This window comes from Pantoea sp. SIMBA_079 (assembly GCF_046940275.1).
GTDB lineage: Bacteria > Pseudomonadota > Gammaproteobacteria > Enterobacterales > Enterobacteriaceae > Pantoea > Pantoea borealis.
On sequence record NZ_JAWRYR010000001.1, the window covers coordinates 474,385 to 501,372 of the forward strand.

Here is a 26,988-nt window from a genome sequence, read left to right on the forward strand (position 1 = left end):
ATGAACACAGTGTGTTGCGAAAAAACCACGAAAAACAGCCAGATCTCTTCAGGACAACGTGTGTCTCAGTCTACCTAAGACTTTTGAGAATTCAAACTATTGCATCGCGGTAAATTGCGTGTTAGCGGCGTAATATCTTGCCTGAAGCTGAAAAGCGTGTCGACAGATGCCAGCGACAGTTAAGCGACTTTTACGCTTCATCCGGCATCGGGAAGGGCGGGCAGCGAAGAATCTTTTCAGGTAAACGCGTGTTGATGATAAAATATTAGATAATTTTATGTTTTATGGCGAGACTGTCGCTGTGATGTATTAACAGAAAATTCTCATTTTAAGATTTTCCGCGGCTATCCGGCGCGTCAAAATCCCGACAGCATCACATCTTTTGTCCGTGATTTCTGCTGAGAAAACAGGCAGGGCACGGCAACGATTTTACTTATGACGCAATAAGCAGGTTATTTCGTCGTTTAATCCGCGCTTTAGTCCTGAGCAAGTTTGTCATTCTCTATGCAGAATTTCTGCCAGCTGAGGTGTGCTGTGTCTGAAGAGAGTAGCAGCGAGGACAAAACAGAATCGCCCACCCCCCACCGACTTGAAAAAGCACGGGAAGAGGGGCAAATCCCGCGATCGCGCGAACTGACATCGGTACTGATGTTGCTGACCGGGCTGATGATCCTCTGGCTTGGCGGTTCCCATATGGCCACGCAGCTCGCCCGCATGGTGGCGACCGGCTTTCGCTTTGATCACGGTATGGTGAATGATGACAAAATCATCGTGGCGCATATCGGCAATCTGATCATGCAGGCGGTGGTTGCACTGCTGCCGCTGATGGGCGGGCTGGTTATTGTTGCCATGGCGGCACCCATGGCGCTGGGCGGCATCCATATCAGCGGTAAGTCGATCAAACTCGATTTCAAAAAGCTCAATCCGCTGCCGGGTATAAAACGTCTGTTTTCCGGCCAGAGCGCAGCTGAACTGGTCAAGGCGATCCTCAAAGCGGTGCTGGTAGGCGTCGTCGCAGGCTGGTATCTCTGGAGCCACTGGCAGGAGATGCTGCGGCTGATTAGCGAATCACCTGTTAACGCGCTACACCATGGCCTGAGTATGGTCGCCACCAGCTGCGGGCTGGTAATGCTGGGCCTGTTTCCGATGGTGGGTTTTGATGTGTTCTGGCAGCTCTACAGCTATTTCAAAAAGCTGCGCATGACGCGTCAGGAGATCCGCGATGAGCACAAACAGAATGAGGGCGATCCGCACGTGAAGGGGCGGATCCGCCAGGCGATGCGCGCGGCGGCCCGCCGGCGCATGATGGCCGACGTACCAAAAGCGGATGTGATTGTGACGAACCCGACGCACTACTCCGTGGCGCTGCAGTATCAGGAAGGCAAAATGAACGCGCCGAAAGTGGTGGCGAAAGGCGCAGGCGACATCGCGCTGCGCATCCGTGAAGTTGCAAAAGAGCACCGCGTGCCGATCCTCGAAGCGCCGCCGCTGGCGCGAGCGCTCTACCGGCATACTGAAATTGGCCAGTTTATTCCCGGTGCGCTTTACGCCGCCGTAGCGGAAGTGCTGGCCTGGGTCTGGCAGCTGCGGCGCTGGAAACGCGAAGGCGGCCTGATCCCGACCAAACCTAAGCATCTGCCGGTCCCGGCAGAGATGGACTTTGCAGGAGAGAACAGAGACGATGGCTAATCTGGCCGAAAAGCTGCGTTTACCGGGCAGCTTTAAAGAGACGCAATGGCAGGTGCTGGCAGGACCGGTGCTGATAATGTTGATCCTGTCGATGATGGTGCTACCGCTGCCCGCCTTCATTCTCGATCTGCTGTTTACCTTTAACATCGCGCTATCGATCATGGTGCTGCTGGTGGCGATGTTCACCCAGCGGACGCTGGAGTTTGCGGCGTTCCCTACCATACTGCTGTTCTCAACGCTGTTACGCCTTGCGCTGAACGTCGCCTCCACCCGTATCATTCTGCTGGAAGGGCATACCGGGGCTGATGCAGCGGGCCGCGTTGTAGAAGCCTTTGGCCACTTCCTGGTCGGGGGTAACTTTGCCATCGGTATCGTAGTGTTTATCATTCTGGTTATCATTAACTTCATGGTTATCACCAAAGGGGCCGGGCGTATTGCTGAAGTCGGTGCCCGCTTTGTACTGGATGGGATGCCCGGCAAGCAGATGGCGATCGATGCCGATCTGAACGCCGGTCTGATTGGCGAAGATGAAGCAAAACGCCGCCGTTCTGAAGTGACCCAGGAGGCCGATTTCTACGGCTCAATGGATGGTGCCAGTAAGTTTGTGCGCGGGGATGCCGTCGCCGGTATTCTGATCATGGTGATTAACGTGATCGGCGGCCTGCTGGTGGGCGTTGTGCAGCATGGAATGGATGTTGGCCACGCCGGCGAAACCTATACGCTGCTGACCATCGGTGATGGCCTGGTGGCGCAGATCCCGGCGCTGGTGATCTCGACGGCAGCAGGTGTCATCGTCACCCGCGTCGCCACTGACCAGGATGTCGGTGAGCAGATGGTCGGGCAGCTGTTTAACAATCCGCGCGTGCTGATGCTCAGTGCCGGGGTGATCGGCCTGCTTGGTCTGGTACCCGGCATGCCGAACTTTGTCTTTCTGCTGTTTACCGGCGCGCTGCTCGGACTTGCCTGGTGGCTGCGCGGTCGTGAAATGCAGCCGAAAAAACAGCCTGAATCGGCCAGCCTGATGAAAACCCAGGAGACGCCTGCCACGGTAGAAGCCTCCTGGACTGACGTTCAGCTGGAGGATTCTCTGGGCATGGAAGTAGGCTATCGCCTGATCCCAATGGTTGATCATACTCAGAATGGCGAACTGCTGGGACGTATTCGCAGTATCCGTAAAAAAGTGGCGCAGGAGGTGGGTTTTCTGCCGCCGGTTGTACACATCCGCGACAACATGGAGCTGCCACCCGCGCGTTATCGCATCCTGATGAAAGGGGTGGAGATTGGCAGCGGTGACGCTTATCCGGGCCGCTGGATGGCGATTAACCCCGGTACCGCAGCCGGCAGCCTGCCGGGCGAGCCTACGGTGGATCCGGCGTTTGGCCTGGCAGCGATCTGGATCGACAGCGCCCTGAAAGAGCAGGCGCAGATTCAGGGCTATACCGTGGTCGAGGCCAGCACCGTTGTGGCAACGCACCTTAACCATCTGATTGGGCAGTACGCCAGCGAACTGTTTGGCCGGCAGGAGGCGCAGCAGCTGCTGGATCGCGTTACTCAGGAGATGCCGAAGCTGACGGAAGATCTGGTGCCGGGGGTGATCAGTCTGACCACGCTGCATAAAGTGCTGCAGAACCTGTTAATCGAACGTGTATCAATCAGGGATATGCGCACCATCATTGAAACGCTGGCGGAGCACGCGCCGGTGCAGAGCGACCCGCAGGAGCTGACCAGCGTAGTGCGCGTGGCGCTGGGACGGGCAATCACCCAGCAGTGGTTCCCGGGTAACGGTGAGGTCCAGGTTATCGGTCTGGATGCCATGCTGGAGCGTCTGCTGCTGCAGGCGCTGCAGGGCGGCGGTGGCCTGGAGCCCGGGCTGGCGGATCGTCTGCTGATGCAGGCACAGGCGGCATTGCAGCAGCAGGAGATGAGCGGTGCGCCACCGGTGCTGCTGGTGAACCATCCGCTGCGTGCGCTGCTGGCGCGCTTCCTGCGGCGTAATCTGCCGCAGCTGGTCGTGCTCTCCAATCTGGAGCTGAGTGACAATCGCCAGATCCGCATGACCGCCACAATTGGAGGCAAATAATGCGTCGCTGCTACCAGATAGTGTTGCCGCTGCTGCTGTTCGCACCGCTGGCAGGCATCGCCGCTACCGGTGCCTGGAGCGCCAGCGTCAGCGGTCCCGGGCTCGGCGCACGTGGCAGCTGGCTGTTATCGCCTGCGCTGCAGGCGCCCTCTGCGGCACCGGGCAACATCGCTGTGGTCAGCTGGCGTTATCAGCTCAGCCGGCCGGCACCCTCCGGGCTGGTGGTACGCCTCTGCGCCAGCCAGCGCTGCGTGGAGCTGGACGGTGCCAGCGGCTCGACGCGCGGCCTGGCGCTGATCCCGGCAGAAGAGCCGCTCTATCTGGCGTTTGGTTTTCAGGGGCAGGGATCACTGCCACCGGGCCTGCGGGTACTCAGCAGTGAAGTGACCGTAAACTATCGGTAATAATAAAAAACCCGCACAAGGCGGGTTTTTTTATCGGCGGTATGACTTACATCCGTTCAACGGTTTTAATGCCCAGCGTATCCAGACCCTGTTTCAGGGTTTTCGCGGTAAGTGCCGCCAGCTGCAGGCGGCTGTTACGCACGGACGCCTCTTCGGCAGCCAGAATCGGGCAGTGCTCATAGAAGCCTGAGAAGAGGCCGGCCAGGTCATACAGATAAGCACACATTACATGCGGTGTACCATCACGCGCGACCTGCGTGATCACCTCTTCAAACTGAAGCAGTCGCGTGGCCAGCAGTGCTTCGCGCTCATCTGTCAGAGTAATATCACCGCTCAGGGTCTCTGCATCCAGACCCGCTTTACGGAACACCGACAGGACGCGGGTGTAAGCATACTGCATATAAGGCGCGGTATTGCCCTCAAAGGCCAGCATGTTATCCCAGTCAAAGATGTAATCTGTGGTACGGCTCTTGGAGAGGTCAGCATATTTGACCGCACCGATACCCACGATTTCTGCCAGATCGGTCAGTTCCTGCGGCGACATCTCCGGGTTTTTAGCGCTGACCAGCGTATGGGCACGTTCAACGGCTTCATCCAGCAGATCGGCCAGCTTGATGGTGCCGCCGCTGCGCGTTTTGAACGGACGACCATCTTTGCCCAGCATCATGCCAAATGCGTGGTGCTCAAGCGGTACCGAGGCCGGCACGTAGCCCGCTTTACGCACGATAGTCCACGCCTGCTGCAGATGCTGATGCTGACGTGAGTCGATATAGTAGAGCACGCGATCGGCGTGCAGCGTTTCATAGCGATATTTTGCGCAGGCGATATCGGTCGTGGTGTAGAGGTAGCCGCCATCCTTTTTCTGGATGATCACGCCCATCGGCTCGCCTTCTTTGTTCTTATACTCATCAAGGAAAACGACAGTAGCGCCTTCGCTGGTGACCGCCAGCCCCTTTTCACGCAGGTCAGCCACAATTCCCGGCAGCATATCGTTATAGAGGCTTTCACCCATGACATCGTTACGCGTCAGAGTGACATTCAGGCGGTCATACACCAGCTGATTCTGACTCATGGTGATATCAACCAGCTTTTTCCACATGGCGCGGCAATACTCATCGCCGCCCTGCAGCTTGACGACATAGCTGCGCGCGCGCGCTGCGAACGCCTCATCTTCATCATAGGTACGCTTCGCTTCGCGATAAAATGCTTCCAGATCGGCAAGAGCAATATCAGCGTGGTCTTCATTTTGCTGCTTTTCCAGATAGGCGATAAGCATACCAAACTGCGTTCCCCAGTCGCCTACGTGGTTAGCCCGGATCACATTATGACCAAGGAACTCCAGCGTACGTACCGCTGCATCGCCGATGATGGTAGAGCGCACGTGGCCGACATGCATCTCTTTCGCCACGTTGGGTGCTGAATAGTCAATCACAATGGTTTGCGGTTCAGGCTTGCTGACGCCAAGATCGGGCTGCTGCAACGCCTGCGCTGCCTGCTGTGCCAGCCACTGACGATCGAGGAAAATGTTGATAAAGCCAGGCCCGGCGATCTCGGTATGACTGGCAATGCCGGTCAGATCCAGATGCTTCACCACCTGTTCAGCCAGCTGACGCGGTGCCTGACCCAGCCGTTTTGCCGCGCCCATGATGCCATTCGCCTGATAATCACCAAACTGGACTTTAGCTGACTGACGAACCAGCGGTTCACAATCGTCGGGCGCTCCTGCTGCACGCATCGCCTGACTGACTTTATCGGAAAGAAGAGCCTGAATATTCACCGCGTTACCTTCATATGCTGAAAAGGCCCGTCAGCAGAGGACGAGCCGATACCATCATCCCGCGCTCATGTCGGGACGGAAAAAAAGAGAGGGGAAGTATACGTGAAATGTTAGGATGCGTCAGCAACAGCAGTCGGCCCGGACCGGGCAGCTGACAGCAAAACCGCGCGCCGATTAACGGCGGCGCGGGTGACGACGAGGATTTTTAACGCTTTTGTCTTCACGCACCTTCCAGTGGCGGGAAATTGCAAATCCCGTTAAGGCAATGAGAACCGCGACAACAATGAGCATAGACATAGAGCCGTTCCTTGTTAGGTAGAAACTCAAATTTATAAGAAAGGGGGGTTATCTGCAATTCATTGGCGGCCAAATAAGAGTTATCTCATTGTGTAAAGATTCGTCAATTTAATCATGAGGTTAGCTTGTTTTTATAAAGTTATACCTGGCCCTGATTGAGCGAATAATCTGAATACAGGCCTGTTTTTATCCGGTTTTGACGGTTTTTATTGACTAAATCGGATGAATCCGAAGGTTTTGTCAGGACGAAAAATCTGACATATTGATTTTAATAATTAATTTTACTGAACAGACGTTGAGGTTTCAGGTAATGAAGCTGGATTTTCCCCCAGAGCTGGACGATTTAAAAGAAGATTTCTGTCGTTTTGAGCAGGCACTGCAGGTTTTTGCTACGCGAATCGGACTTTCACCGCAGGCGCATGAGATTGATCATCTGGCCGTGCGCTGTCATCAGTTTGCCACCGCCGAGCGCTGGAAGCGCGGATTGCTGCAGGTGGGTGAACTGTTTTCAGAAGCGATTATCAACGGTCGTCCGATTTGCCTGTTTAAACTCCGGCAGCCCATTACGCTGGCAGGGCAGCAGGTCGATGTCATTGAACTGCCCTGGCCGGGCGCGAAGCTTTACCGGCACGAGGGCTGGGAACACATTGAAATTGTCCTGCGCGGTGAGCCGGAAACGCTGGGCATGCGTGCTATGGCGCTGCTCTCTGATGCTGCTCTGACGCAGCCCGGCATCTCTTTTAAAACCAGCGCTCCGCAAGGTGAAAACGAACGACTGCCTAATCCTGTGCTGGCGGTCACCGATGGTGAAACCACCATTAAGTTTCATCCCTGGCGGCTTGAGGAGATCGTTGCCAGCGAACAGGGCTAGCGCCGGGCTTCCACCGCCCGCTGCAGGCGTGCTGCCGCTTCCTGCAGGGTGGCGCGCGTACAGCCGAAATTAAAGCGGACAAAACGGTCATCGCCAAAATCGTGTCCGGGTGAGAAGCCCAGCCCGTACTGCTCAAAGTAGCGCGCCGGGTTGTCGACCTGCAGACCGCTGGCATCAATCCAGCCGAGATAGGTTGCGTCCGGCACGACCATATCCAGGCCTGGCAGCGCATCAATGCGGCTCGCCAGCCAGTCGCGGTTTGCGCGCAGATAGGCAATTTGCGCCTGCAGCCACGCCTCACCCTCGCGCCACGCCGCCTCGGCGGCAACCAGCGCCAGAATATCCACGCCCGGCACGATCCCCTCACGCACCTGCTTAAAGCGCCGGCGTAACGTGTCATCGGGAATAATGGCCATAGAGGCGCCCAGCCCGGCGATATTGAAACTTTTAGAGGGAGAGATAAGCGTTATGCTGCGCTGTGCAGCATCCTCACTCAGCGCGGCAAACGGCGTATGCTGCACGCCCGGCGTAAGCACCAGATCGGCATGGATCTCATCTGAACAGACGATAAGATCGTGGCGCTGCGCAAACGCAAGCTGCCGGGATAGCTCATCGCGCCGGTACACCGTGCCGCCAGGGTTTTGTGGATTGCACAGCATCAGCAGTCGCTCGTTGCCCGTCATCTCCGCCCGATCTATGTCCATGACCCAGCGATTTTCTGTCCGCTGCAGCGGCAGACTGAGCTGTGCGCGATCGGCCAGTCGGGAAGCGCCACGAAACGGCGGATAGATGGGCGCAGGCGCCACGGTACGTTCACCGGCTGCGGTAAAAGCACGCACGGCAATGTTAAGCCCGCTTACCACCCCTGGCAGTATGACTATCCATTCCGGCCTGATGGTCCAGTTATAACGCTCTGCCATCCGCTGTACGATGATTTCTGTCAGACCGGCTGGCGTGACACCGTAACCGAATACGCCGTGTGCGACCCGCTTTTGAATGGCCTCAATAATACAGGACGGCGAGCGAAAATCGGTATCTGCAACCCAGAGCGGCAGGACATCACGGTCACGATATTTGTGCCATTTGAGACTATCACTGTGACCGCGGTCTATCCGTTGATCAAAATCGAATACCATAGTGCGCTTTCCACGTAAACTGACGGAGTAACAGACTAACCGAAGCTATCCCCTCTGAGCCAGCAGTCGTGATAAGGAGAAACCGATGACGAAACTGGAAATTTGTTGCTACGGCATTGATTGCGCAGTGACCGCCCAGCGTGCCGGTGCCGATCGCGTAGAGCTCTGCAGTGCACCCCGGGAGGGCGGCCTGACACCGTCAGCAGGCATGCTGCAGGCCGCACGGCGCGAGCTGTCTATTCCGGTGCATCCCATCATCCGGCCGCGCGGTGGTGATTTCTGCTACTCCCGTCAGGAGTTTGAGATAATGAAATCCGATATCGCGAGAGTACGCGAATGGGGTTTCCCGGGCGTCGTCGTGGGTGTTCTCGATGAAGACGCGCATATTGATAGGGTGCGTATGCAGCAGATTATGCAGCTGTGCGATGGCCTGGCCGTGACGTTTCACCGGGCGTTTGATTTATGCCACAGCCCCAGGCGGGCGCTGGAGATACTGACCGATCTGGGTGTTGCGCGCATCCTGACTTCAGGCCAGCAGCAGAGTGCTGAAACAGGAATTGCATTACTCAGGGAACTTAATGAATCAAGCACGGGTCCAATCATTATGGCCGGTGCTGGCGTGCGCCTGAGCAATCTTCAGAAGTTTCTGGATTGCGGTTTGCAGGAGGTACATAGCTCTGCCAGTCGCGCTGTTGCTTCGCCTATGCGCTACCGCAAAGCGGGCGTATCTATGTGTGCCGAAGCAGAAACCGATGAATTCAGTCGTTCCTGCGTGGATGGCGACGTTATTGAAGCCATGAAAAGCATGATGCAGATGAACGTTAACCGGGTCGCCTGATCCGCTATCGATTTTGCCGCACAGCACGCCACCAACCCTGACGTGATGTTTGCAAGTACCACGCCCCAGTCATTTGCTGGGGTTTTTTTTACGCTGTTAAAAACAGGCAGGCGAAGCGACAACCGGTAAAACAGCATATTTTCAGGCTGCATCAGCCTTTTTGCTGTTTGCTGCAACCCGCATGAATTTTTTCGCCAGCCGTCAGCGTAGCGCTCCGGCGAAAAAGGTGCTTTGCTTAACAGATGGCTCCATGCGGATAACCCTATGAAATGCCACCTTTGTGCAACGCTGTTGCTGACCAGTCTTGCTGCCTGCCCGACGCAGGCGGCCACTGCTCCCTGTCCGCCATTAAGCCATAACATCAGCAGCAGCAATCTCTGGATCCTGCTGGGCGGTGCGGCAAAAGGGGCGGTGAAGCAGGTCATTGCCGGAGAGTTTGGTAAGGATGTTGATTCCCAGAAACGTGTGCTGGGCCAGTTTGACCGCTGCGGTGACCTGATGGTAGCCGACATCAGCTACGATAAGCGCGAAGGAAATATTGTGCTGAGCATGGAGCAGCATATTGCCCGCGTACAGCGCGGCTGGGTGGCGGAGTACGCCTGGCGGGTTACCGCGATTAAAGCGGGGCGGGAGGAAGTGGTCGATCAGCGGCAGGGTACGCTGAGCTGGCGCAAAGGACCGCAGGGAAATATTATCAGCGCCACTGATAAATTCGTAAACAGAGGCAGCGCAGGTTCTGCGACGATTGCCTACCACTACGATCCGCGACTGCGGGTGCAGAAGAGTGTTACGCGTGGCAGCGACAAAGAGAGTAATGGTGAAAACCGCTGGCGCTGGAATGCGCAGGATCGCGTGGTGGAAACCCAAAGCGCACGCAGCCGCGAGATCTGGCGTTACGATAAGCAGTGGCGTGAGCTGGGATTAAACGGCCTGGCGACCACGCCGGTCAGTACACTGCACTCCACTGACACCTGCCAGCTATGGGATGAAACCGGCAACTGCACGATGAGTTTTCTGCACGAAAAAGAGGTGTTTGCCAGAGGGACCATTGAGCGTCATCTTACTTCCGCTTATAAGTACCAGTACTGGGACCGGTCAGCAGACGAGCGGTAGCAGGATAAGGTCTGACGCGCCGCGACGTCGTCGCGGCGCGGATTTTCAGGGCTTGCGGGCAATCAGCACGGCACGCAGCGGCGCGGGGTAACCCTCAACCGTTTTGCTGCTGTCGTCCGGATCGAGAAACTCTGCCAGCGACTCGCTGGTCATCCAGCTGGTGCGGCGCTGCTCTTCCACTGAAGTGACCGCGTAGTCGGCGATGCGCACATCAACAAAACCGCACTTCTCCAGCCAGCTTTTCAGCGCTGCCGCAGACGGAATAAAGTAGACGTTTCGCATCTGCGCATAGCGCTCACCCGGCACCAGGACAGCATGTTCATCGCCTTCAATAACCAGCGTCTCCAGCACCAGTTCACCCTCACTGACCAGCTGGTTTTTCAGCTGCAGCAGATGATCGAGCGGTGAGCGGCGGTGATAGAGCACACCCATAGAGAATACGGTATCAAATGCCTGCAGCGCAGGCAGCTGTTCAATACCGAGCGGCAGCAGATGCGCGCGGCGATCGTCACCCAGCAGCTTGCGCACCGCTTCAAACTGGCACAGAAACAGCTGCATCGGATCGATACCCACCACCATCTGTGCGCCAGCGCCCAGCATACGCCACATGTGATAGCCGCTGCCGCAGCCAACATCCAGAATCGTGCGCCCGGCAAGAGGAGAGATATGCGGTAATACCCGATCCCATTTCCAGTCAGAGCGCCATTCGGTGTCGATCTCTGTGCCGTAAAGCGCATAGGGACCTTTACGCCACGGCATCAGATTGCGCAGCAGCTTTTCGATACCGGCGCGCTGACGATCGGTCAGATCGTCACGCTGCGCGCTGACGCTGTGCAGCAGATCCAGCGTTTGTGGCGTCAGCAGCGGCAGATACTCCACCGCTTTTTCCCAGTTGCGGAAATGTCCGTGCAGATTGTCACGCTGCCAGGCCGCGATTTGCGCCGGCAGCACTTCCAGCCAGCTCGCCAGCGGACCGGTAGCGATTTGCTGATAAAAACGGCCAAAATCGATCATTTCAGCGCCACCAGTGAACCAAAGTTGAAGCACTGGAACCAGAGTTCTGCATGGGCAAAACCAGCCGCCCTGAGACGGGCTTTGTGCGTTTCCACACTGTCGGTCAGCATGACATTCTCCAGCATACTGCGCTTCTGGCTGATCTCCAGTTCGCTGTAACCGTTGGCACGCTTGAAATCGTGATGCATGTTAAACAGCAGTTCGCCTACGTCCTCATCTTCAAAGCTGAACTTCTCTGACAAAACCAACGCACCGCCAGGATTGAGGCCACGGGCAATTTTCTCCAGCAGGGCGATGCGCGCGTCAGGGGCCAGAAACTGCAGCGTAAAGTTGAGCACTACCAGCGAAGCGTTCTCAATTTCAATATTGCGGATATCGGCCTCCAGCACCTCTACCGGCGTATCGGCGCGAAATGCATCGATATGGCGGCGGCAGCGCTCAACCATCGCCGGCGAATTATCCACGGCAATAATCTGGCAGCCGGGAACGCGGATATTGCGGCGCACTGAAAGAGTGGCAGCCCCCAGTGAACATCCCAGGTCATATACCCGGCTGTCGGGCTGTACGAAGCGTTCTGCCAGCATGCCAATCATCGAAATGATATTGGAGTAGCCGGGCACCGAGCGCTGAATCATATCGGGGAAGACTTCAGCCACGCGCTCGTCAAAGGTCCAGTCACCCAGCTTATCGATAGGTGCGGAAAATAGCGTATCGCGGTCAGACATAATGGAAAATCCGAAGAGAAAAACGGAAAGGGCGCTATTCTGGCAGAAAGTCGCGTCTGCTGCACCCGTTTCCCTGCTCAGAACAGTGTGGTTTGCTGCGGCCATACCGGCAGATCGCGCAGGCCGGGCTCCAGCGCCTGCAGCTGTGGCCAGAGCGCCTGCACCAGCGGAAACACCTCGCTCATATCCGGCGTATGGATAAACAGCAGCGGATCGCTCTCTGTCTGCCACGCGGCCAGCTTGCTGCGCCAGGGGGGAAAGAGTGCTTCACTCTCTGCCACATCATCACTGCCGATAAAGCGCACCATCGGCTGACTGCCGGTGCGCACCGCGTGTGGCGGCACCCGCGGTTTTTTCGCCCGTGCGTCAATAGCAGCAGCAGATTGTGAGGCAGAGGCGTGCACCGGCCGGCTGTCGAGCACCACCCGGTTAACGCCGCGCGCATGCAGGCCGCGATTCAGCAGGCGTTCCGCCTCGCCGCGGGCAAAAAATGCCTGATGACGTACTTCAACGCCATAGCTGAAGCTGCGCGGCAGGCTGTCCAGAAAGTGCCACAGGTCATTAAGCTGTGCCGGGGAAAAACTGGCGGGCAGCTGCAGCCAGTACTGTCCCAGACGTGTGCTGAGCGGGTCCAGCAGGCGAAAAAAATCGCTGACTAAATCATCACAATCGCGCAGCGCCGCCTGATGAGAGATGGTTGCGGGAAATTTAAAGCAGAAGCGGAAATCGTCATGCGTCATGTCGCGCCAGCGCTGCACCACCTCAGGTTTGGGCAGCGCATACAGCGTTGTATTTCCTTCTACACAGCCAAACAGACGCGCATAATCCTCCAGCGTATTCAGACCAAACTGTTTCCACTGCGGATGATGCCATTGCGGTAAACCAATACGAAGCGTCAAAACGGACTCCGGATGCAGGTTAAAAGAGAAAGCAGACAAAGGATAACGGACAAATGCCGATGAATTAGCCGCTTTGCAGCGGCTCTACTTATCCTGTCTGGCTTTTTCCATTATAATAGCTGCCTTTTTTGCGGCAGCATCTTCAGAGGTTACGCGCCCTGATGCTGTCTGGCAGCAGCGGCGAAGTTAAAAGGATACGTTATGCGTACAGAATATTGCGGACAGCTCAACCTGTCTCATGTGGGTCAGCAAGTTACTCTCTGCGGCTGGGTTAATCGCCGTCGCGATCTCGGCAGCCTGATTTTTATCGATATGCGTGACCGCGAAGGGATCGCTCAGGTGTTTTTTGATGCCGATCATCAGGAGGCTTTCCAGCTGGCGTCTGAGCTGCGCAACGAATTCTGCATCCAGATCACCGGTACGGTGCGCGCGCGTGAAGAGAAAAACCGCAACAGCGATATGGCGACCGGCGATATCGAAGTGTTTGCGCACGCGCTGACCATCATTAATCGCGCGGAACCGCTGCCGCTGGACTCCAACCAGGTTAACAGCGAAGAAGCGCGTCTGACCTATCGTTACCTTGACCTGCGTCGTCCGGAAATGGCACAGCGCCTGAAAACGCGTGCAAAAATCACCAGCTTTGTTCGCCGCTTTATGGACAGCGAAGGTTTCCTGGACATTGAAACGCCGATGCTGACCAAAGCGACACCGGAAGGTGCGCGCGACTATCTGGTGCCAAGCCGCGTGCACAAAGGTAAGTTCTATGCGCTGCCACAGTCCCCGCAGCTGTTTAAACAGCTGCTGATGATGTCCGGCTTTGATCGCTACTACCAGATTGTAAAATGCTTCCGCGATGAAGATCTGCGCGCCGATCGTCAGCCTGAATTTACGCAAATCGACGTTGAAACCTCCTTTATGAGCGCTGAAGAAGTGCGGGAGAAGATGGAGCGGCTGATCCGCGAACTCTGGCTTGATGTCAAAGGCGTTGATCTTGGTGACTTCCCGCTGATGACGTTTGCGGAAGCGATGAACCGCTACGGCTCAGATAAACCCGATCTGCGTAACCCGATGGAGCTGGTAGACGTTGCCGATCTGCTGAAAGACGTAGAGTTTAAGGTGTTCTCCGGTCCGGCGAACGACGCCAAAGGACGGGTCGCCGCGCTGCGCGTACCGGGTGGTGCGACGCTGACGCGTAAGCAGATTGATGAATATACGAAGTTTGTTGAGATTTATGGCGCGCGTGGCCTGGCATGGATGAAAATCAACGCCCGCGCCAGTGGCGCTGAAGGCGTGCAGAGTCCGGTGGCAAAATTCCTGACGCCAGAGATCGTGGAAGCGATTCTGGACCGCACTGCGGCACAGGATGGCGATCTGATCTTCTTTGGTGCCGATCGCGCTAAAGTTGTGGCAGATGCGCTGGGTGCACTGCGCCTGAAGGCAGGCCGCGATCTGCAGATCACCGATGAGAAAGCCTGGGCACCGCTCTGGGTCATTGACTTTCCGATGTTTGAAGAGGATGACGAAGGCGGGCTGGCAGCGATGCACCATCCGTTTACCTCGCCGAAATCGCTTACGGCTGAACAGCTGGCAGCTGACCCGACGCAGGCAGTGGCTAACGCCTACGACATGGTGATCAATGGCTACGAAGTGGGCGGCGGCTCCGTGCGTATCCACAACGGCACAATGCAGCAGACCGTGTTCAGCATCCTGGGCATTACTGCGGAAGAACAGCAGGAGAAGTTTGGCTTCCTGCTGAATGCGCTCAAATATGGTACGCCGCCACACGCCGGTCTGGCGTTTGGTCTTGATCGTCTGACTATGCTGCTCACCGGCACCGATAATATTCGTGACGTGATCGCTTTCCCGAAAACCACGGCGGCAGCCTGTATGATGACGGAAGCACCGAGCCATGCAAATCCAGCTGCCCTGAGCGATCTGGGCATCCAGATTGTGGCGAAGAAAGAAAAGCCAGAGCAGCATTAATGGGCTATAAACATCCGGTATCGGTGCTGGTGGTCATATTTGCGCGAGATACCGGCCGGGTGTTGATGCTGCAGCGGCGCGATGATCCCTGCTTCTGGCAGTCGGTCACCGGCAGTCTGGAGCCGGGTGAGAGTCCGGCTCAGGCTGCAGCACGTGAAGTGGCGGAAGAGCTGGCAATTGATATCTGCGCCGAAGGGCTGCGGCTTGATGACTGTCAGCGGCAGATTGAATTTGAGATCTTTCCCCATTTTCGTCACCGCTATGCGCCAGAAGTCACGCATAACCGCGAGCACTGGTTCCGGCTGGCGCTGCCGGCAGAACGGATGCCGCTGCTGAGTGAGCACCTGGCTGCCCGCTGGCTGATGCCTGAAGAGGCCGCAGCGTTGACCAAATCCTGGAGCAATCGTCAGGCGATTGAAGAGTTTATCTGAATGACCGCCGCCGCGTGTTTTCCGGTGGCGACCAGGGTAAATTCCACACATTCGACGAAGCGTATGTCCTTCGTCCAACTATCGTGTGCTGTTTAATCAAACCGCACCGCTAACATTGAGCAGTCAGGCATTATCGGCGCAGCGTGATTGTTCGCCGGCGTCGCCACCGCAGCGTATTGCAGTGGATGGATGGCGCTGCCGGGACAAGAGCGCAAGCCAGATAGCCTGCACCCTGTAAAAGATCGGAGAAAATGTAAGATGGCTGGTCACAGTAAATGGGCGAACACAAAACATCGCAAGGCGGCGCAGGACGCCAAGCGCGGTAAAATCTTCACTAAAATCATTCGCGAGCTGGTCACTGCTGCGAAACTCGGCGGCGGTGATGCGGGCTCCAACCCGCGTCTGCGCGCAGCGATGGATAAAGCGCTCTCCAATAACATGACGCGCGATACCATGAACCGCGCCATTGCCCGCGGCGTCGGCGGTGAAGATGATTCCAACATGGAAACCATCATTTATGAAGGCTACGGTCCGGGTGGCTCTGCGGTAATGATCGAATGTCTGAGTGACAACCGTAATCGTACCGTGGGCGAAGTGCGCCACGCCTTTACTAAAACCGGCGGTAACCTGGGCACTGACGGCTCGGTCTCCTATCTGTTCAGCAAAAAAGGGGTGATCTCCTTTGCGCCAGGTCAGGATGAAGACGCAGTGATGGAAGCGGCGCTGGAAGCGGGTGCGGAAGACGTGGTGAGCTATGATGACGGTGCCATTGATGTCTTCACTGCCTGGGAAGAGCTGGGCAGCGTGCGCGATGCGCTGGAAGCAGGTGGCCTGAAAGCTGACAGCGCTGAAGTCTCCATGATCCCGTCAACCAAAGCGGAACTGGATGCGGAAACAGCGCCAAAACTGCTGCGGCTGATCGATATGCTGGAAGATTGCGACGACGTGCAGGAGGTGTATCACAACGGTGAGATCTCTGACGAGGTGGCGGAAACGCTGTAATGGCGTGGTTATCTTTCCGGCAACCGGAGGTGCGTTGTGGCGATTATTCTCGGGATTGACCCCGGCTCGCGCATTACCGGTTACGGCGTGATCCGCCAGACCGGGCGTCAGCTGAGCTACCTTGGCAGCGGCTGTATCCGCACTAACGTGACCGATCTGCCGGGACGCTTAAAGCTGATTTACGCCGGCGTCTGCGAAATCATTACGCAGTTTTCGCCTGACTACTTTGCGATTGAGCAGGTGTTCATGGCGAAAAATGCCGATTCAGCACTGAAACTTGGCCAGGCCCGCGGCGCAGCGATTGTGGCCGCGGTCAATGCCGATTTGCCGGTGTTTGAATATGCGGCGCGGCAGGTCAAACAGACCGTTACCGGAACCGGCGGGGCGGAGAAGAGCCAGGTGCAGCATATGGTCCGTACGCTGCTGAAACTGCCGGCTAATCCGCAGGCGGATGCAGCGGATGCGCTGGCTATCGCCATCACCCACTGTCACGTAAGCCAGAATGCGGCGCGCATGAGCGACAGCAAACTGGTGATGACGCGCGGGCGGCTGCGCTCGGGGTAAACTGCCATCAGGCGTGCTAACAGGCTGGATATGCATCCAGCCTTTTTTATGTTATACATAGCCGCTATCACACGGCCAGCGGCTGCGCTGGCCTCAGGGAATACCCTGAACCGCTTACTCACAGATTAAGGAACTGCTCAGGTGATTGGTCGTTTACGAGGCAACATTCTGGAAAAACAGCCGCCGCTGGTGCTGCTTGAAGCACACGGCGTTGGCTATGAAGTGCATATGCCTATGACCTGCTTCTACGAGCTGCCGGACATCGCCCAGGAAGCGGTCATTTTTACCCATTTTGTGGTTCGTGAAGATGCCCAGCTGCTGTTTGGTTTCAACAGCAAGCAGGAGCGCGCGCTGTTTCGCGAGCTGATCAAAGTCAACGGCGTTGGCCCCAAGCTGGCGCTGGCGATCCTTTCAGGCATGTCAGCGCAGCAGTTTGTTACTGCCGTTGAGCGTGAAGAGGTCGCCTCGCTGGTGAAGCTGCCGGGTGTCGGCAAGAAAACCGCTGAGCGTCTGGTGGTTGAAATGAAAGATCGCTTCAAAGGCATGCATGGCGATCTCTTCGGCGGCGACTCTGCCTTCACGCTGACCACGCCAGCTGCCGCGCCGGAGGGCAATGACGCCGAAGCGGAAGCCGTTGCGGCTCTGGTGGCGCTGGGATATAAACCGCAGGAAGCCAGCCGCATGATCAGCAAGGTGGGCAAACCTGACGCAGACTGCGAAACCCTGATCCGCGAAGCGCTGCGTGCAGCTATCTGAGGTAATACATGATTGAAGCCGATCGCCTGGTCTCGGGCAGTTCATATAATGAAGAAGAGAGCCTGGATCGTGCTATTCGCCCGAAGCTGCTCGCGGAATATGTCGGTCAGCCGCAGGTGCGCGAACAGATGGAGATCTTCATTCAGGCGGCAAAGTTGCGCGGCGATGCACTTGACCATCTGCTGATTTTCGGCCCGCCGGGGCTGGGGAAAACCACGCTGGCGAACATTGTGGCGAATGAGATGGGCGTAAATCTGCGCACTACCTCAGGACCGGTGCTGGAGAAAGCGGGCGATCTGGCGGCCATGCTCACTAACCTTGAACCGCATGACGTACTGTTTATCGATGAGATCCACCGTCTCTCCCCGGTAGTGGAAGAGGTGCTCTATCCGGCGATGGAAGATTATCAGCTGGATATCATGATCGGTGAGGGGCCGGCCGCCCGCTCGATCAAGCTCGATCTGCCGCCGTTTACCCTGATTGGTGCCACAACGCGCGCGGGGTCGCTGACCTCACCGCTGCGCGATCGTTTCGGCATTGTTCAGCGGCTTGAGTTCTACAATGTGCCGGATCTGCAGCATATTGTCAGCCGCAGCGCGGCCTGTCTCGGCCTGACGCTGAGCGAAGAGGGCGCGCTGGAAGTGGCCCGTCGCGCACGTGGAACCCCGCGTATTGCCAATCGCCTGCTGCGACGCGTGCGTGATTTTGCCGATGTCCGTGCCGCAGGTAATATGAGCGGTGACGTGGCGGCCAGCGCGCTGGATATGCTGAACGTCGATACGCAGGGTTTTGATTACATGGACCGCAAGCTGCTGCTGGCGATTATCGACAAATTTATGGGTGGTCCGGTGGGGCTGGATAATCTGGCGGCGGCTATAGGCGAAGAGCGTGAAACGATTGAGGATGTCATAGAGCCTTTCCTGATCCAGCAGGGCTTTATTCAGCGTACGCCGCGCGGACGCATGGCAACGCAGCACGCTTACCGGCACTTTGATATCGTGCGCGAAGAGTAGTTTTCAGCACGCTGGCAGACAAAAACGGGCACCTCAGGTGCCCGTTTTGCATGGCTGAACGGATAACTCAGACAGCCGGTTTTTTTATCATGCTCAGTATAAACAGCACGGCGGCGCAGAGCACCACAGAAGGGCCGGCAGGGGTATCATAAGTGGCAGAGAACGTCAGGCCACCGGTTACCGCAATCAGTCCGGCAAGGGTCGCGTAGCCTGCCATCTGCTCCGGGGAGCGGGAAAAGCGGCGCGCGGTTGCAGCAGGAATGATCAGCAGCGAGGTAATGATCAGCGCGCCGACAAACTTCATTGCGACGCCAATCGTCAGGGCGGTTACCAGCATCAGCATCAGCCGCGTACGCTGAATATTAACGCCGTCCACCTGGGCCAGCTCCGGACTGATAGTCATAGAGAGCAGGGCGCGCCACTGCCATGCCATCACTGCCAGCACCACAGCCACGCCGCCGCTCATCAGCCAGAGATCGTCCGGCGTAATGGCCAGCAGATCGCCAAACAGATAGGCCATCAGGTCAACGCGCACACCCTGCATCAGGCTGACCACGACCAGCCCAAGCGAAAGCGCGCTGTGCGCCATGATCCCTAATAGCGTATCAATGGCCAGATGCGGACGACGTTCGAGCCAGACCAGGCCGAGTGCCAGGCAGATCGTGACCAGGATAACAGCGTAGTAGGGGTTAACATTCAGCAGCAGGCCAAAAGCCACGCCCAGCAATGAGGCGTGTGCCAGGGTATCGCCGAAATATGACATGCGACGCCAGACCACAAACGAGCCGAGCGGTCCGGCCGCCAGCGCCAGCAGTGCGCCGCCGAGCCAGCCGGGAAGTAACAGTTCAATCATGACGGGCTGTTTCCTTTGCGTAAAACGATACGTCCCTGTAAATCGTGACGATGGTTGTGCTGATGGCGGTAAATGGCCAGCTGCTGTGCGCCGCGCGGACCAAACATGGCAATAAACTCAGGATGCTGTGACACCGCTTCCGGCGTACCAGAGCAGCAGATATGGTGATTAAGGCACAGCACTTCGTCAGTTTTCGCCATCACCAGATGCAAATCGTGCGACACCATCAGGACACCACAGTTAAGTTCGCGTCGCAGCTGATCGATCAGATCGTAAAGCGCCACCTGACCATTTACATCAACGCCCTGGGTGGGTTCATCCAGCACCAGCAGCTGCGGCTGGTTCAGCAGAGCACGCGCCAGCAGTACGCGCTGCGTTTCACCGCCTGAAAGTTTCTGCAGCGGTGCCTGCAGCAAGTGCCCGGCCTGCACCCGTTTAAGCGCTGGCAGAATATCGGCACGCTTGCTGCCGCGCGTAAGACGCATAAAGCGTTCCACAGTGACCGGCAGCGTGGGATCGATATGCAACTTTTGCGGCACATAGCCAATACGCAGTCCCGGCGCACGCTGCACGCTGCCCCGGTCCGGCGTAAGCAGGCCTAAAACCGTACGCACCAGCGTTGATTTACCGGCACCGTTAGGACCCAGCAGCGTCAGAATTTTGCCAGGCTGAAGCGTCAGCGAGATGCCCGCCAGCACAGTGCGCTGGGCAAAGGTCACTGAAATATTGTCAAGTGTAACAAGAGGAGACATGTTATTTACGGGTTGCATTGAAATTAGAATGTTATAATATCACATTCCATCACACAGTCACGATGGAATGACGCATTATGTTACACAATAAGCAGCGCCTGTTTTTTACCCTTTCTGCCGCCACCCTTTTATCCTCGCTGGCGCTTCCGGCGCACTCAGCGGTCGTCGCCTCAATCAAACCGTTAGGATTTATCGCAGCGGCGATTTCAGAAGGCATTACCCCTGTTGAAGTATTGCTGCCGGATGGTGCATCAGAACATGATTATTCATTGCGCCCTTCTGATGTAAAACGCATTAAAAACGCGGACTTAGTTATCTGGATTGGGCCGGAAATGGAGGCTTTTCTGACTAAACCAGCCGCCGCTCTGCCCGCCAGTAAAAACCTGGAAATTGCCGCATTGCCGGCGGTCAAATCTCAGCTGATTCGGGGCGGAGAAGATGAGGATGAGCATGAAGAAGGCCACGCCTCAGATAAGTCTGAAGAACAGGACTCCTCTCATACTCACCATCATCACGGTGAATATAACATGCACCTGTGGATGTCACCGAAGATTGCGCAGGAATCCGCTGTTGCAATCCACGGAAAATTATTGGAACTTATGCCCGAAAGCAAAGCCAAACTTGACGCCAATCTGCAGCAGTTTGAAGCAGCACTGGCCGAGACGGACAAACACATTGGCGCGCAGCTTGCGCCGGTGCGGAACAAGGGTTATTTCGTTTTTCACGACGCGTATAGCTATTTTGAGAAACACTACGGGTTGTCCCCCGCGGGACATTTTACCGTCAATCCTGAAATCCAGCCTGGCGCTCAGCGTTTACATCAAATACGAACACAGTTGGTTGAGCAAAAAGCCGTATGCGTTTTTGCTGAGCCACAATTCAGGCCGGCGGTCATCGATGCCGTGTCGCGTGGCACCAGCGTACGAAAAGGCACGCTGGATCCATTAGGCATGGGGATCAGCTTAACCAAAGACAGTTATGTGAAATTCCTCTCACAGCTGTCAAGCCAGTATGCGAGCTGCCTGAATGGAGCATAGAGGAAAAGATAAAAGTGCAGCAGATAGCCCGCTCTGTCGCCCTCGCATTTAATAATTTGCCGCGCCCCCACCGCGTTATGCTGGGGTCATTAACCGTCGTCACACTGGCCGTCGCTGTCTGGCGGCCGTATGTTTATCATCCCCGTGACGTTGCGCCTGTTGTCAAAGAGATTGCGCTGGATAAAAACCCGCTGCGCACTTTGCTGCCGGAAGCCAGCGAGCCTATTGATCAAACCACGGCTGAACCTGAAGAGGATTTGCCGGCGGACGACATCGACAAAGATGTGCCTGATAATCCCGATCAGCATGATTATACCATTTCATCTGGCGATACTTTAAGCAGCGCACTGAATCAGTATGGCATCGATCTCAGTGATATCACCGCGCTGGTCGCCAGTGATAAAGCGCTGCGCAATCTGCAGGTGGGCCAGCAGCTGAGCTGGACGCTGGATGCAGAAGGGCAGCTGCAGGCATTTAGCTGGGAAATTAACCGTCGCGAAACCCGCACCTATGCGCGTCAGCCAAATGGCAGCTTCAGCATGCAGCAGGAGATGCAGAAAGGCGAATGGCAGAATAGCGTGCTGAAGGGGGAAGTGCGCGGCAGCTTTGCTGCCAGTGCGCAGCGAGCCGGCCTGAGCAGCGCTGAAACCAGCAATGTCATCAAAGCGATGCAGTGGCAAATGGATTTCCGCAAGCTGCGCTCGGGTGATGAATTCAGCGTGCTGATGTCGCGTGAGATGCTGGATGGCAAAAGCGCACAGAGCCAGCTCCTGGGCGTGCGTCTGCGCAGTGGCGGTAAAGATTATTACGCTTTCCGTGCCGAAGACGGCAAGTTCTACGATCGCAGCGGTTCAGGTCTGGCGCGAGGCTTTATGCGCTTTCCAACGGTTAAGCAGTATCGTGTCTCCTCAAACTTCAACCCGCGCCGCCTTAATCCGGTAACCGGCCGCATCTCACCCCATAAAGGCGTCGACTTTGCGCTGCCGGTGGGAACGCCGGTGCTGGCAGTCGGCGACGGTGAGGTGGTAGTGGCTAAAAACGGCGGTGCCGCTGGCAACTACGTGGCGATTCGTCACGGCCGGCAGTATATGACGCGCTATATGCACCTCAGCCGCGCACTGGTGAAGCCCGGGCAGAAAGTCAAACGTGGCGATCGCATCGCGCTTTCGGGTAATACCGGGCGCTCAACCGGTCCTCACCTGCATTATGAAGTGTGGATTAATAATCAGGCCGTTAACCCGCTGACGGCGAAAATGCCGCGTATGGAAGGGTTGACCGGAAAAGATCGCAGCACGTATCTTGCGCAGGTGAAAACCTGGCTGCCTCAGCTGGCGCTTTAGACACCCGGCAGATGCCTGAAAGTAAAACCGACGATTAATGCGTCGGTTTTTTGCTTTCAGGCGCGTGAAGATTGCAAAAATAGCTGCCGTCACTATTATTGAGCCGTCATTGTCAGAGGCGAGTGCATGGAAACCCGAAAAAAAAATAACAGCGAGTTTATTCCCGTTTTTCAACGTTCTTTTTTAAAACCTAAATACTGGGGAAGTTGGCTGGCAGTTGGTGCGCTGGCGGGTATGGCAATGCTGCCACCACGCCTGCGTGACCCGGTGCTGGGTGGCTTAGGCACCTTTGCCGGTAAGCTGGCAAAAAGTGCGCGGCGTCGTGCGCTGATCAATCTCTATTACTGCTTGCCGGAACTGAGTGAAGCGCAGCGCGAAGAGATTGCTGACCGCATGTTTGCCACTGCGCCGCAGGCGATGGCCATGATGGCAGAACTCGGTATGCGTAATCCGGAGCGGGTGCGCCAGCGGGTCGAGTGGCACGGCCGTGAAATCATTACTGAGTTGCAGAACAACAAAGAGAATGTGATCTTCCTGGTGCCGCACGGCTGGGCCGTGGATATTCCCGCCATGCTGCTGGCCTCAGAAGGGCAGATGATGGCAGCGATGTTCCACAATCAGAGCGATCCGCTGATGGATTATCTGTGGAACACCGTACGCCGCCGGTTTGGTGGCCGTATGCATGCGCGCAACGACGGAATTAAACCCTTTATCGCCTCCGTACGTCAGGGCTACTACGGCTACTATCTGCCGGATCAGGATCACGGTGCTGAGCACAGCGAATTTGTCGATTTCTTTGCAACCTACAAAGCGACGCTGCCGGCAGTGGGACGGCTGATGAAAGTCTGCCGGGCGCGGGTAGTGCCGCTGTTTCCGGTATACAACAGTAAAACGCACCGTCTGGAGATCTACGTACGGCCGCCGATGGACGATCTCATGGATGCGGATGACACCACGCTGGCACGGCGCATGAATGAAGAAGTGGAGATTTTTGTGCGGCCGCATCCGGAGCAATATACCTGGATCCTGAAGCTGCTGAAAACGCGCAAAGAAGGCGATATAGAGCCTTACCGGCGCAAAGATCTCTATCCGCGTAAATAGTGCTGCGTGCTGCCGCTACCCTTTGTGCATAGCGGCAGCGCGATTTATGCCATCTCTTCGACCTTGCTGAGCCGCTTGCGCTCACGCAGAAACAGCGTAACCAGCGCAAACCACAGCAAACCCGCAATAAAGTTCAGCGTACTGAACCACGGTGTACCGCCGTGAAAATAGCCCGCTTTCGCCAGTTCAATGCCCGCCGCCAGCGTCAGGATGCTGATCATGCCCAGCATGGCAGCAATACTGCCTTTGCCTTCACTGCTGGCGTAAAGCGTCAGGCGATAGAGACCAGCGTTAACCATGCCAGCCCCGAACGCGTAGAGACTGAGCCCGGCCGTTAACAGCAGGTAAGTGTGGCTGTTCATCAGGTTTGCAATCAGCGCTATGCTCAGTCCGATCAGAATAGGCCAGGCGGCAAATTTCACCGGCTGTTCAATCGGCACGCGGCCTGCCAGCTTGCCCAGCGTCAGATTGCCGGCAATCATGGCCAGAAATACCGGCAGCTGGAGCAGGGCGTAGTGCAGGCGTGACAGGCCTTCATCGTGCATCAGGATCACCGGTGACAGCGCGACCCACGTCAGAATGGGGATAAACACCAGCCCGATAGCAAAAGAGCCGTACATCACCTGCTTATCACGTGCCAGCCGGCCATAGCCGCGTGCCAGCACCGGCAGCGCCACTGAACGACTGCGATCGCCAGCCGTCTCCGGCATGATGCGCCACAGCAAAATGAACGCTACCACGCTGCAGATCGCAAACAGCCAGAACATACTGCGCCAGCTGCCTGCGGTCAGCCACGCTGCTCCCGCCAGTGGACCGGCCAGCGGCGCCAGCAGCGCCACATTCGCCATCAGTGCCATCACCCGCACCGCGAGCGCCTCTTCAAACGCTTCCTGGACCGCCGCATAGCTGACGGCGCCAATAAAGCAAAGGCTGATACCCTGAATGAAGCGCAACGTGACAAACTGTTCAATCGTGCTGACCCAGGTGGTAAGGATGCAGGCCAGCACAAAAAACAGGATGCCGGAGAGCAGCACCGGGCGCCGGCCATACTTATCAGAGAGCGGACCCAGCAGCCACTGCAGCACCACGCCGCCCATCAGATAGGCGGTAAGCGAGGTAGAGACCCACTGCGGACCGACGGCAAACTCCTCCGTGACCAGCAGCATGCCGGGCTGGATCATGTCATGCGCGATATAAGTGGCGAATTCAAACAGAACCAGCGCCAGTGGAAAAAGCAGCGTGCGTCCGGTTAACCGGGCAATAGGTTGGTAGCGGGCCATCAAGCCTCCCTGAAAATGCAAAATAAAACGCGACCGCCAGAGCAGTCGCGTTTGTCCATTTTTACAGCCGCTACGCGTAACGCGTCAGCGTTAGTCGACGCGCAGCACGCGGCTGGTGTTAGTGGTACCGGTAGCACCCATTACATCGCCCTGCGTGACAATCACCAGGTCACCAGAGACAAGGAAACCTTTATCACGCAGCAGATTTACTGCGTCATGGGCAGCAGCCACACCGTCATTGTTGCTGTCAAAATAGACGGGTGTCACGCCGCGATAGAGTGCGGTCAGGTTCAGCGTGCGTTCATGGCGCGACATCGCAAAAATCGGCAGGCCTGACGTGATACGCGACGTCATCAGCGCAGTACGGCCTGATTCTGTCATGGTAATAATGGCAGAAACACCCTGCAGATGGTTTGCCGCATACATGGCGGACATCGCAATGGCTTCTTCGACGTTATCAAACTGTACGTCCAGACGATGTTTAGAGACGTTTACGCTGGGGATCTTTTCAGCGCCGAGGCAGACCTTCGCCATCGCAGACACGGTCTCTGCCGGATATTGCCCGGCTGCGGTTTCCGCTGACAGCATGACGGCGTCAGTACCATCCAGCACGGCGTTAGCCACATCCATGACTTCCGCACGGGTTGGCATCGGATTAGTGATCATCGATTCCATCATCTGCGTCGCGGTAATGATGGTGCGGTTCAGCTGACGGGCGCGACGGATCAGCGCTTTCTGAATACCAACCAGTTCCGGATCGCCGATTTCAACGCCCAAATCGCCGCGTGCTACCATGACGACGTCAGAGGCGAGAATAATATCATCCATTGCTTCCTGTGTCGCAACCGCTTCTGCACGCTCTACTTTTGCCACCAGCTTGGCATCACAGCCGGCATCGCGAGCCAGACGACGGGCGTAGTTCATGTCTTCGCCATTGCGCGGGAATGACACCGCCAGATAATCAACGCCGATTTTTGCCGCCGTCACGATATCCAGCTTATCTTTTTCGGTCAGGGCTTCAGCAGAGAGGCCGCCGCCCAGCTTGTTAATACCTTTATTATTTGAGAGCGGACCACCGACGGTGACCTCAGTGAAGACTTTTACATCCTGTACGTCCAGCACCTTCAGCTGCACGCGGCCATCGTCGAGCAGCAGGATATCGCCCGGCACAACATCTTCCGGCAGTCCTTTGTAATCGATGCCGACTTTCTCTTTATCGCCTTCACCTTTGCTCAGGTTGGCGTCCAGCAGAAAGCGATCGCCAACGCTGAGAAACACTTTTCCTTCTTTAAACGTAGAGACGCGGATTTTTGGTCCCTGCAGGTCGCCGAGGATCGCGACGTGACGACCCAGCTTGGCGGCTATCTGACGTACGCGATCGGCGCGCTGCTGGTGATCTTCTGGCGTGCCGTGAGAGAAGTTAAGGCGAACCACGTTAGCGCCTGCCGCGATGATTTTTTCAAGGTTATTGTCGCGATCTGTAGCCGGGCCGAGGGTGGTAACAATCTTGGTTCTTCTGAGACGACGTGACGGGGATTTTGAGATGAAAGCTGTAGGGCTGGTCATTCGGTGATCCTTTTATTCTATCTGATTGATGGGCATTAAATTTAAAATGCGCATGTCTCTGTTTGGCTAGTGATACTGCTTCCAGGGTGTTGACGCAAAAGGGCTTAACGTATTAACGCCAGGTAAACGCTTACACCTAAGGTACACCAAATGTCTGACCCTGTTAAGATAGGTCTGCTTTGTCAGCGTGTGGAATGGTTCACCCCGACTACAGCGGAGCGCTGAACCCCCACCTTTACCCTTCAGCGATTTCCTCATGCGTAATAAAACAGCAGTGTGTCACAGTAAATGGGCGTCTGAACAGCACGATTCTGGCATGAAAGCGCTTACATCGCTGCTTTACAGGGTTTCAGCTTACTCAAAGCCAGGCTCTGTAATAATGCAGTCGCGCAGCGGCAGATAAGTGCGACGGTGAATTCTTTGTCATACTTCTGCAGACACCAGTCAGTGGTTTTCGATGTAAACCC

At 56.5% G+C, this 26,988-nt stretch carries 25 protein-coding genes; 15 read left to right on the top strand and 10 right to left on the bottom strand.

What is annotated here, in order from left to right; all coding sequences use genetic code 11:
* Positions 1-504 precede the first annotated feature (504 nt).
* Genes flhB through flhE form a run of 3 tightly spaced genes read left to right on the top strand, consistent with a single transcriptional unit; the run spans position 505 to position 4,173 of the window.
* A complete protein-coding gene (gene flhB, locus SB719_RS02330) occupies positions 505-1,689 on the top strand; it encodes a flagellar biosynthesis protein FlhB (protein WP_292972392.1) in 1,185 nt (394 codons plus the stop codon).
* On the top strand, positions 1,682-3,769 hold the full coding sequence (flhA, locus tag SB719_RS02335) for a flagellar biosynthesis protein FlhA (RefSeq protein WP_065649091.1): 2,088 nt from the start codon (positions 1,682-1,684) through the stop codon (positions 3,767-3,769). The genes flhB and flhA overlap by 8 nt, the downstream gene beginning before the upstream one ends.
* A complete protein-coding gene (flhE, locus tag SB719_RS02340; protein WP_412158854.1) occupies positions 3,769-4,173 on the top strand; it encodes a flagellar protein FlhE in 405 nt (134 codons plus the stop codon). The genes flhA and flhE overlap by 1 nt, the downstream gene beginning before the upstream one ends.
* Positions 4,174-4,219: 46 nt before the next feature.
* On the opposite strand, the gene argS is transcribed toward flhE, so the two are convergent.
* Together argS and SB719_RS02350 are read right to left on the bottom strand one after the other, a co-directional pair.
* Positions 4,220-5,950, bottom strand: coding sequence for an arginine--tRNA ligase (gene argS, locus SB719_RS02345; RefSeq protein ID WP_065649093.1), 1,731 nt, complete (start codon positions 5,948-5,950; stop codon positions 4,220-4,222).
* 174 nt (positions 5,951-6,124) lie between these two features.
* The gene (locus SB719_RS02350) at positions 6,125-6,247 is read right to left on the bottom strand and encodes a hypothetical protein (protein WP_255402039.1); all 123 of its coding nucleotides are present in this window, start codon (positions 6,245-6,247) and stop codon (positions 6,125-6,127) included.
* Positions 6,248-6,557: 310 nt separating this feature from the next.
* Here SB719_RS02350 and SB719_RS02355 point away from each other — a divergent pair, with 310 nt between their 5' ends.
* A complete protein-coding gene (locus tag SB719_RS02355; RefSeq protein ID WP_304234820.1) occupies positions 6,558-7,118 on the top strand; it encodes a VOC family protein in 561 nt (186 codons plus the stop codon).
* Here SB719_RS02355 and SB719_RS02360 read toward each other — a convergent pair.
* On the bottom strand, positions 7,115-8,254 hold the full coding sequence (locus SB719_RS02360) for a MalY/PatB family protein (RefSeq protein WP_412158855.1): 1,140 nt from the start codon (positions 8,252-8,254) through the stop codon (positions 7,115-7,117). The two genes, SB719_RS02355 and SB719_RS02360, sit on opposite strands and share 4 nt — an antisense overlap.
* An 85-nt stretch (positions 8,255-8,339) precedes the next feature.
* Between SB719_RS02360 and cutC the strand changes: the two genes are divergently transcribed.
* Positions 8,340-9,092 (top strand): copper homeostasis protein CutC, encoded by a 753-nt coding sequence (cutC, locus tag SB719_RS02365; RefSeq protein ID WP_314689346.1) that lies wholly within the window; start codon positions 8,340-8,342, stop codon positions 9,090-9,092.
* 264 nt (positions 9,093-9,356) lie between these two features.
* Positions 9,357-10,205, top strand: a complete 849-nt coding sequence (locus SB719_RS02370) for a hypothetical protein (protein WP_412158856.1) — start codon at positions 9,357-9,359, stop codon at positions 10,203-10,205.
* A 45-nt stretch (positions 10,206-10,250) separates the two neighbouring features.
* Here the strand turns inward: SB719_RS02370 and cmoB are convergent, their stop codons facing one another.
* From cmoB to SB719_RS02385, 3 genes are all read right to left on the bottom strand, one after another.
* The gene (gene cmoB / locus SB719_RS02375) at positions 10,251-11,219 is read right to left on the bottom strand and encodes a tRNA 5-methoxyuridine(34)/uridine 5-oxyacetic acid(34) synthase CmoB (RefSeq protein WP_292971030.1); all 969 of its coding nucleotides are present in this window, start codon (positions 11,217-11,219) and stop codon (positions 10,251-10,253) included.
* Positions 11,216-11,944, bottom strand: coding sequence for a carboxy-S-adenosyl-L-methionine synthase CmoA (gene cmoA, locus SB719_RS02380; RefSeq protein WP_065650457.1), 729 nt, complete (start codon positions 11,942-11,944; stop codon positions 11,216-11,218). Before cmoA ends, cmoB begins: the two co-directional genes overlap by 4 nt.
* Before the next feature lie 77 nt (positions 11,945-12,021).
* The gene (locus tag SB719_RS02385) at positions 12,022-12,843 is read right to left on the bottom strand and encodes a DUF72 domain-containing protein (protein WP_412158857.1); all 822 of its coding nucleotides are present in this window, start codon (positions 12,841-12,843) and stop codon (positions 12,022-12,024) included.
* Between the two features lie 201 nt (positions 12,844-13,044).
* Here SB719_RS02385 and aspS point away from each other — a divergent pair, with 201 nt between their 5' ends.
* The 6 genes from aspS (at position 13,045) to ruvB (ending at position 18,592) form a co-directional block, all read left to right on the top strand.
* On the top strand, positions 13,045-14,826 hold the full coding sequence (aspS, locus tag SB719_RS02390; protein WP_314688864.1) for an aspartate--tRNA ligase: 1,782 nt from the start codon (positions 13,045-13,047) through the stop codon (positions 14,824-14,826).
* Positions 14,826-15,257 (top strand): dihydroneopterin triphosphate diphosphatase, encoded by a 432-nt coding sequence (gene nudB, locus SB719_RS02395; RefSeq protein ID WP_065649101.1) that lies wholly within the window; start codon positions 14,826-14,828, stop codon positions 15,255-15,257. The genes aspS and nudB overlap by 1 nt, the downstream gene beginning before the upstream one ends.
* 258 nt (positions 15,258-15,515) lie before the next feature.
* On the top strand, positions 15,516-16,259 hold the full coding sequence (locus tag SB719_RS02400; RefSeq protein WP_065649102.1) for a YebC/PmpR family DNA-binding transcriptional regulator: 744 nt from the start codon (positions 15,516-15,518) through the stop codon (positions 16,257-16,259).
* Positions 16,260-16,295: 36 nt separating this feature from the next.
* Positions 16,296-16,823 carry a crossover junction endodeoxyribonuclease RuvC gene (ruvC, locus tag SB719_RS02405; RefSeq protein WP_039384890.1) on the top strand — a complete coding sequence of 176 codons (528 nt, stop codon included), beginning with the start codon at positions 16,296-16,298 and terminating at the stop codon, positions 16,821-16,823.
* A 141-nt stretch (positions 16,824-16,964) separates the two neighbouring features.
* Positions 16,965-17,579 (top strand): Holliday junction branch migration protein RuvA, encoded by a 615-nt coding sequence (gene ruvA, locus SB719_RS02410; protein ID WP_065649103.1) that lies wholly within the window; start codon positions 16,965-16,967, stop codon positions 17,577-17,579.
* An 8-nt stretch (positions 17,580-17,587) separates the two neighbouring features.
* Positions 17,588-18,592 (top strand): Holliday junction branch migration DNA helicase RuvB, encoded by a 1,005-nt coding sequence (ruvB, locus tag SB719_RS02415; RefSeq protein ID WP_065649104.1) that lies wholly within the window; start codon positions 17,588-17,590, stop codon positions 18,590-18,592.
* A 67-nt stretch (positions 18,593-18,659) separates the two neighbouring features.
* Here ruvB and znuB read toward each other — a convergent pair whose 3' ends face one another.
* On the bottom strand, positions 18,660-19,445 hold the full coding sequence (gene znuB, locus SB719_RS02420; RefSeq protein WP_065649105.1) for a zinc ABC transporter permease subunit ZnuB: 786 nt from the start codon (positions 19,443-19,445) through the stop codon (positions 18,660-18,662).
* The gene (gene znuC / locus SB719_RS02425; protein WP_065649106.1) at positions 19,442-20,197 is read right to left on the bottom strand and encodes a zinc ABC transporter ATP-binding protein ZnuC; all 756 of its coding nucleotides are present in this window, start codon (positions 20,195-20,197) and stop codon (positions 19,442-19,444) included. Before znuC ends, znuB begins: the two co-directional genes overlap by 4 nt.
* Before the next feature lie 77 nt (positions 20,198-20,274).
* Between znuC and znuA the strand changes: the two genes are divergently transcribed.
* The 3 genes from znuA (at position 20,275) to lpxM (ending at position 23,675) form a co-directional block, all read left to right on the top strand.
* A complete protein-coding gene (gene znuA, locus SB719_RS02430) occupies positions 20,275-21,234 on the top strand; it encodes a zinc ABC transporter substrate-binding protein ZnuA (protein ID WP_412158858.1) in 960 nt (319 codons plus the stop codon).
* A gap of 14 nt (positions 21,235-21,248) precedes the next feature.
* On the top strand, positions 21,249-22,574 hold the full coding sequence (mepM, locus tag SB719_RS02435; RefSeq protein ID WP_292971074.1) for a murein DD-endopeptidase MepM: 1,326 nt from the start codon (positions 21,249-21,251) through the stop codon (positions 22,572-22,574).
* Positions 22,575-22,700: 126 nt separating this feature from the next.
* On the top strand, positions 22,701-23,675 hold the full coding sequence (gene lpxM / locus SB719_RS02440) for a lauroyl-Kdo(2)-lipid IV(A) myristoyltransferase (protein ID WP_292971077.1): 975 nt from the start codon (positions 22,701-22,703) through the stop codon (positions 23,673-23,675).
* A 44-nt stretch (positions 23,676-23,719) separates the two neighbouring features.
* Here lpxM and SB719_RS02445 read toward each other — a convergent pair whose 3' ends face one another.
* Together SB719_RS02445 and pyk are read right to left on the bottom strand one after the other, a co-directional pair.
* A complete protein-coding gene (locus SB719_RS02445; protein WP_065649110.1) occupies positions 23,720-24,955 on the bottom strand; it encodes an MFS transporter in 1,236 nt (411 codons plus the stop codon).
* Between the two features lie 90 nt (positions 24,956-25,045).
* The gene (pyk, locus tag SB719_RS02450; RefSeq protein WP_065649111.1) at positions 25,046-26,521 is read right to left on the bottom strand and encodes a pyruvate kinase; all 1,476 of its coding nucleotides are present in this window, start codon (positions 26,519-26,521) and stop codon (positions 25,046-25,048) included.
* Positions 26,522-26,988 lie beyond the last annotated feature (467 nt).

Excerpts from the sequence above, each read along its gene's own strand:
- SB719_RS02360 (WP_412158855.1), bottom strand. The coding sequence starts at position 8,254 with ATGGTATTCGATTTTGATCAACGGATAGACCGCGGTCACAGTGATAGT.
- flhA (WP_065649091.1), top strand. The coding sequence starts at position 1,682 with ATGGCTAATCTGGCCGAAAAGCTGCGTTTACCGGGCAGCTTTAAAGAG.
- znuC (WP_065649106.1), bottom strand. The coding sequence starts at position 20,197 with ATGTCTCCTCTTGTTACACTTGACAATATTTCAGTGACCTTTGCCCAG.
- cmoA (WP_065650457.1), bottom strand. The coding sequence starts at position 11,944 with ATGTCTGACCGCGATACGCTATTTTCCGCACCTATCGATAAGCTGGGT.
- SB719_RS02355 (WP_304234820.1), top strand. The coding sequence starts at position 6,558 with ATGAAGCTGGATTTTCCCCCAGAGCTGGACGATTTAAAAGAAGATTTC.
- SB719_RS02445 (WP_065649110.1), bottom strand. The coding sequence starts at position 24,955 with ATGGCCCGCTACCAACCTATTGCCCGGTTAACCGGACGCACGCTGCTT.
- cmoB (WP_292971030.1), bottom strand. The coding sequence starts at position 11,219 with ATGATCGATTTTGGCCGTTTTTATCAGCAAATCGCTACCGGTCCGCTG.
- SB719_RS02370 (WP_412158856.1), top strand. The coding sequence starts at position 9,357 with ATGAAATGCCACCTTTGTGCAACGCTGTTGCTGACCAGTCTTGCTGCC.
- lpxM (WP_292971077.1), top strand. The coding sequence starts at position 22,701 with ATGGAAACCCGAAAAAAAAATAACAGCGAGTTTATTCCCGTTTTTCAA.
- flhB (WP_292972392.1), top strand. The coding sequence starts at position 505 with ATGCAGAATTTCTGCCAGCTGAGGTGTGCTGTGTCTGAAGAGAGTAGC.
- nudB (WP_065649101.1), top strand. The coding sequence starts at position 14,826 with ATGGGCTATAAACATCCGGTATCGGTGCTGGTGGTCATATTTGCGCGA.
- pyk (WP_065649111.1), bottom strand. The coding sequence starts at position 26,521 with ATGACCAGCCCTACAGCTTTCATCTCAAAATCCCCGTCACGTCGTCTC.
- aspS (WP_314688864.1), top strand. The coding sequence starts at position 13,045 with ATGCGTACAGAATATTGCGGACAGCTCAACCTGTCTCATGTGGGTCAG.
- flhE (WP_412158854.1), top strand. The coding sequence starts at position 3,769 with ATGCGTCGCTGCTACCAGATAGTGTTGCCGCTGCTGCTGTTCGCACCG.
- SB719_RS02400 (WP_065649102.1), top strand. The coding sequence starts at position 15,516 with ATGGCTGGTCACAGTAAATGGGCGAACACAAAACATCGCAAGGCGGCG.
- znuB (WP_065649105.1), bottom strand. The coding sequence starts at position 19,445 with ATGATTGAACTGTTACTTCCCGGCTGGCTCGGCGGCGCACTGCTGGCG.
- znuA (WP_412158858.1), top strand. The coding sequence starts at position 20,275 with ATGTTACACAATAAGCAGCGCCTGTTTTTTACCCTTTCTGCCGCCACC.
- ruvB (WP_065649104.1), top strand. The coding sequence starts at position 17,588 with ATGATTGAAGCCGATCGCCTGGTCTCGGGCAGTTCATATAATGAAGAA.
- cutC (WP_314689346.1), top strand. The coding sequence starts at position 8,340 with ATGACGAAACTGGAAATTTGTTGCTACGGCATTGATTGCGCAGTGACC.
- SB719_RS02350 (WP_255402039.1), bottom strand. The coding sequence starts at position 6,247 with ATGTCTATGCTCATTGTTGTCGCGGTTCTCATTGCCTTAACGGGATTT.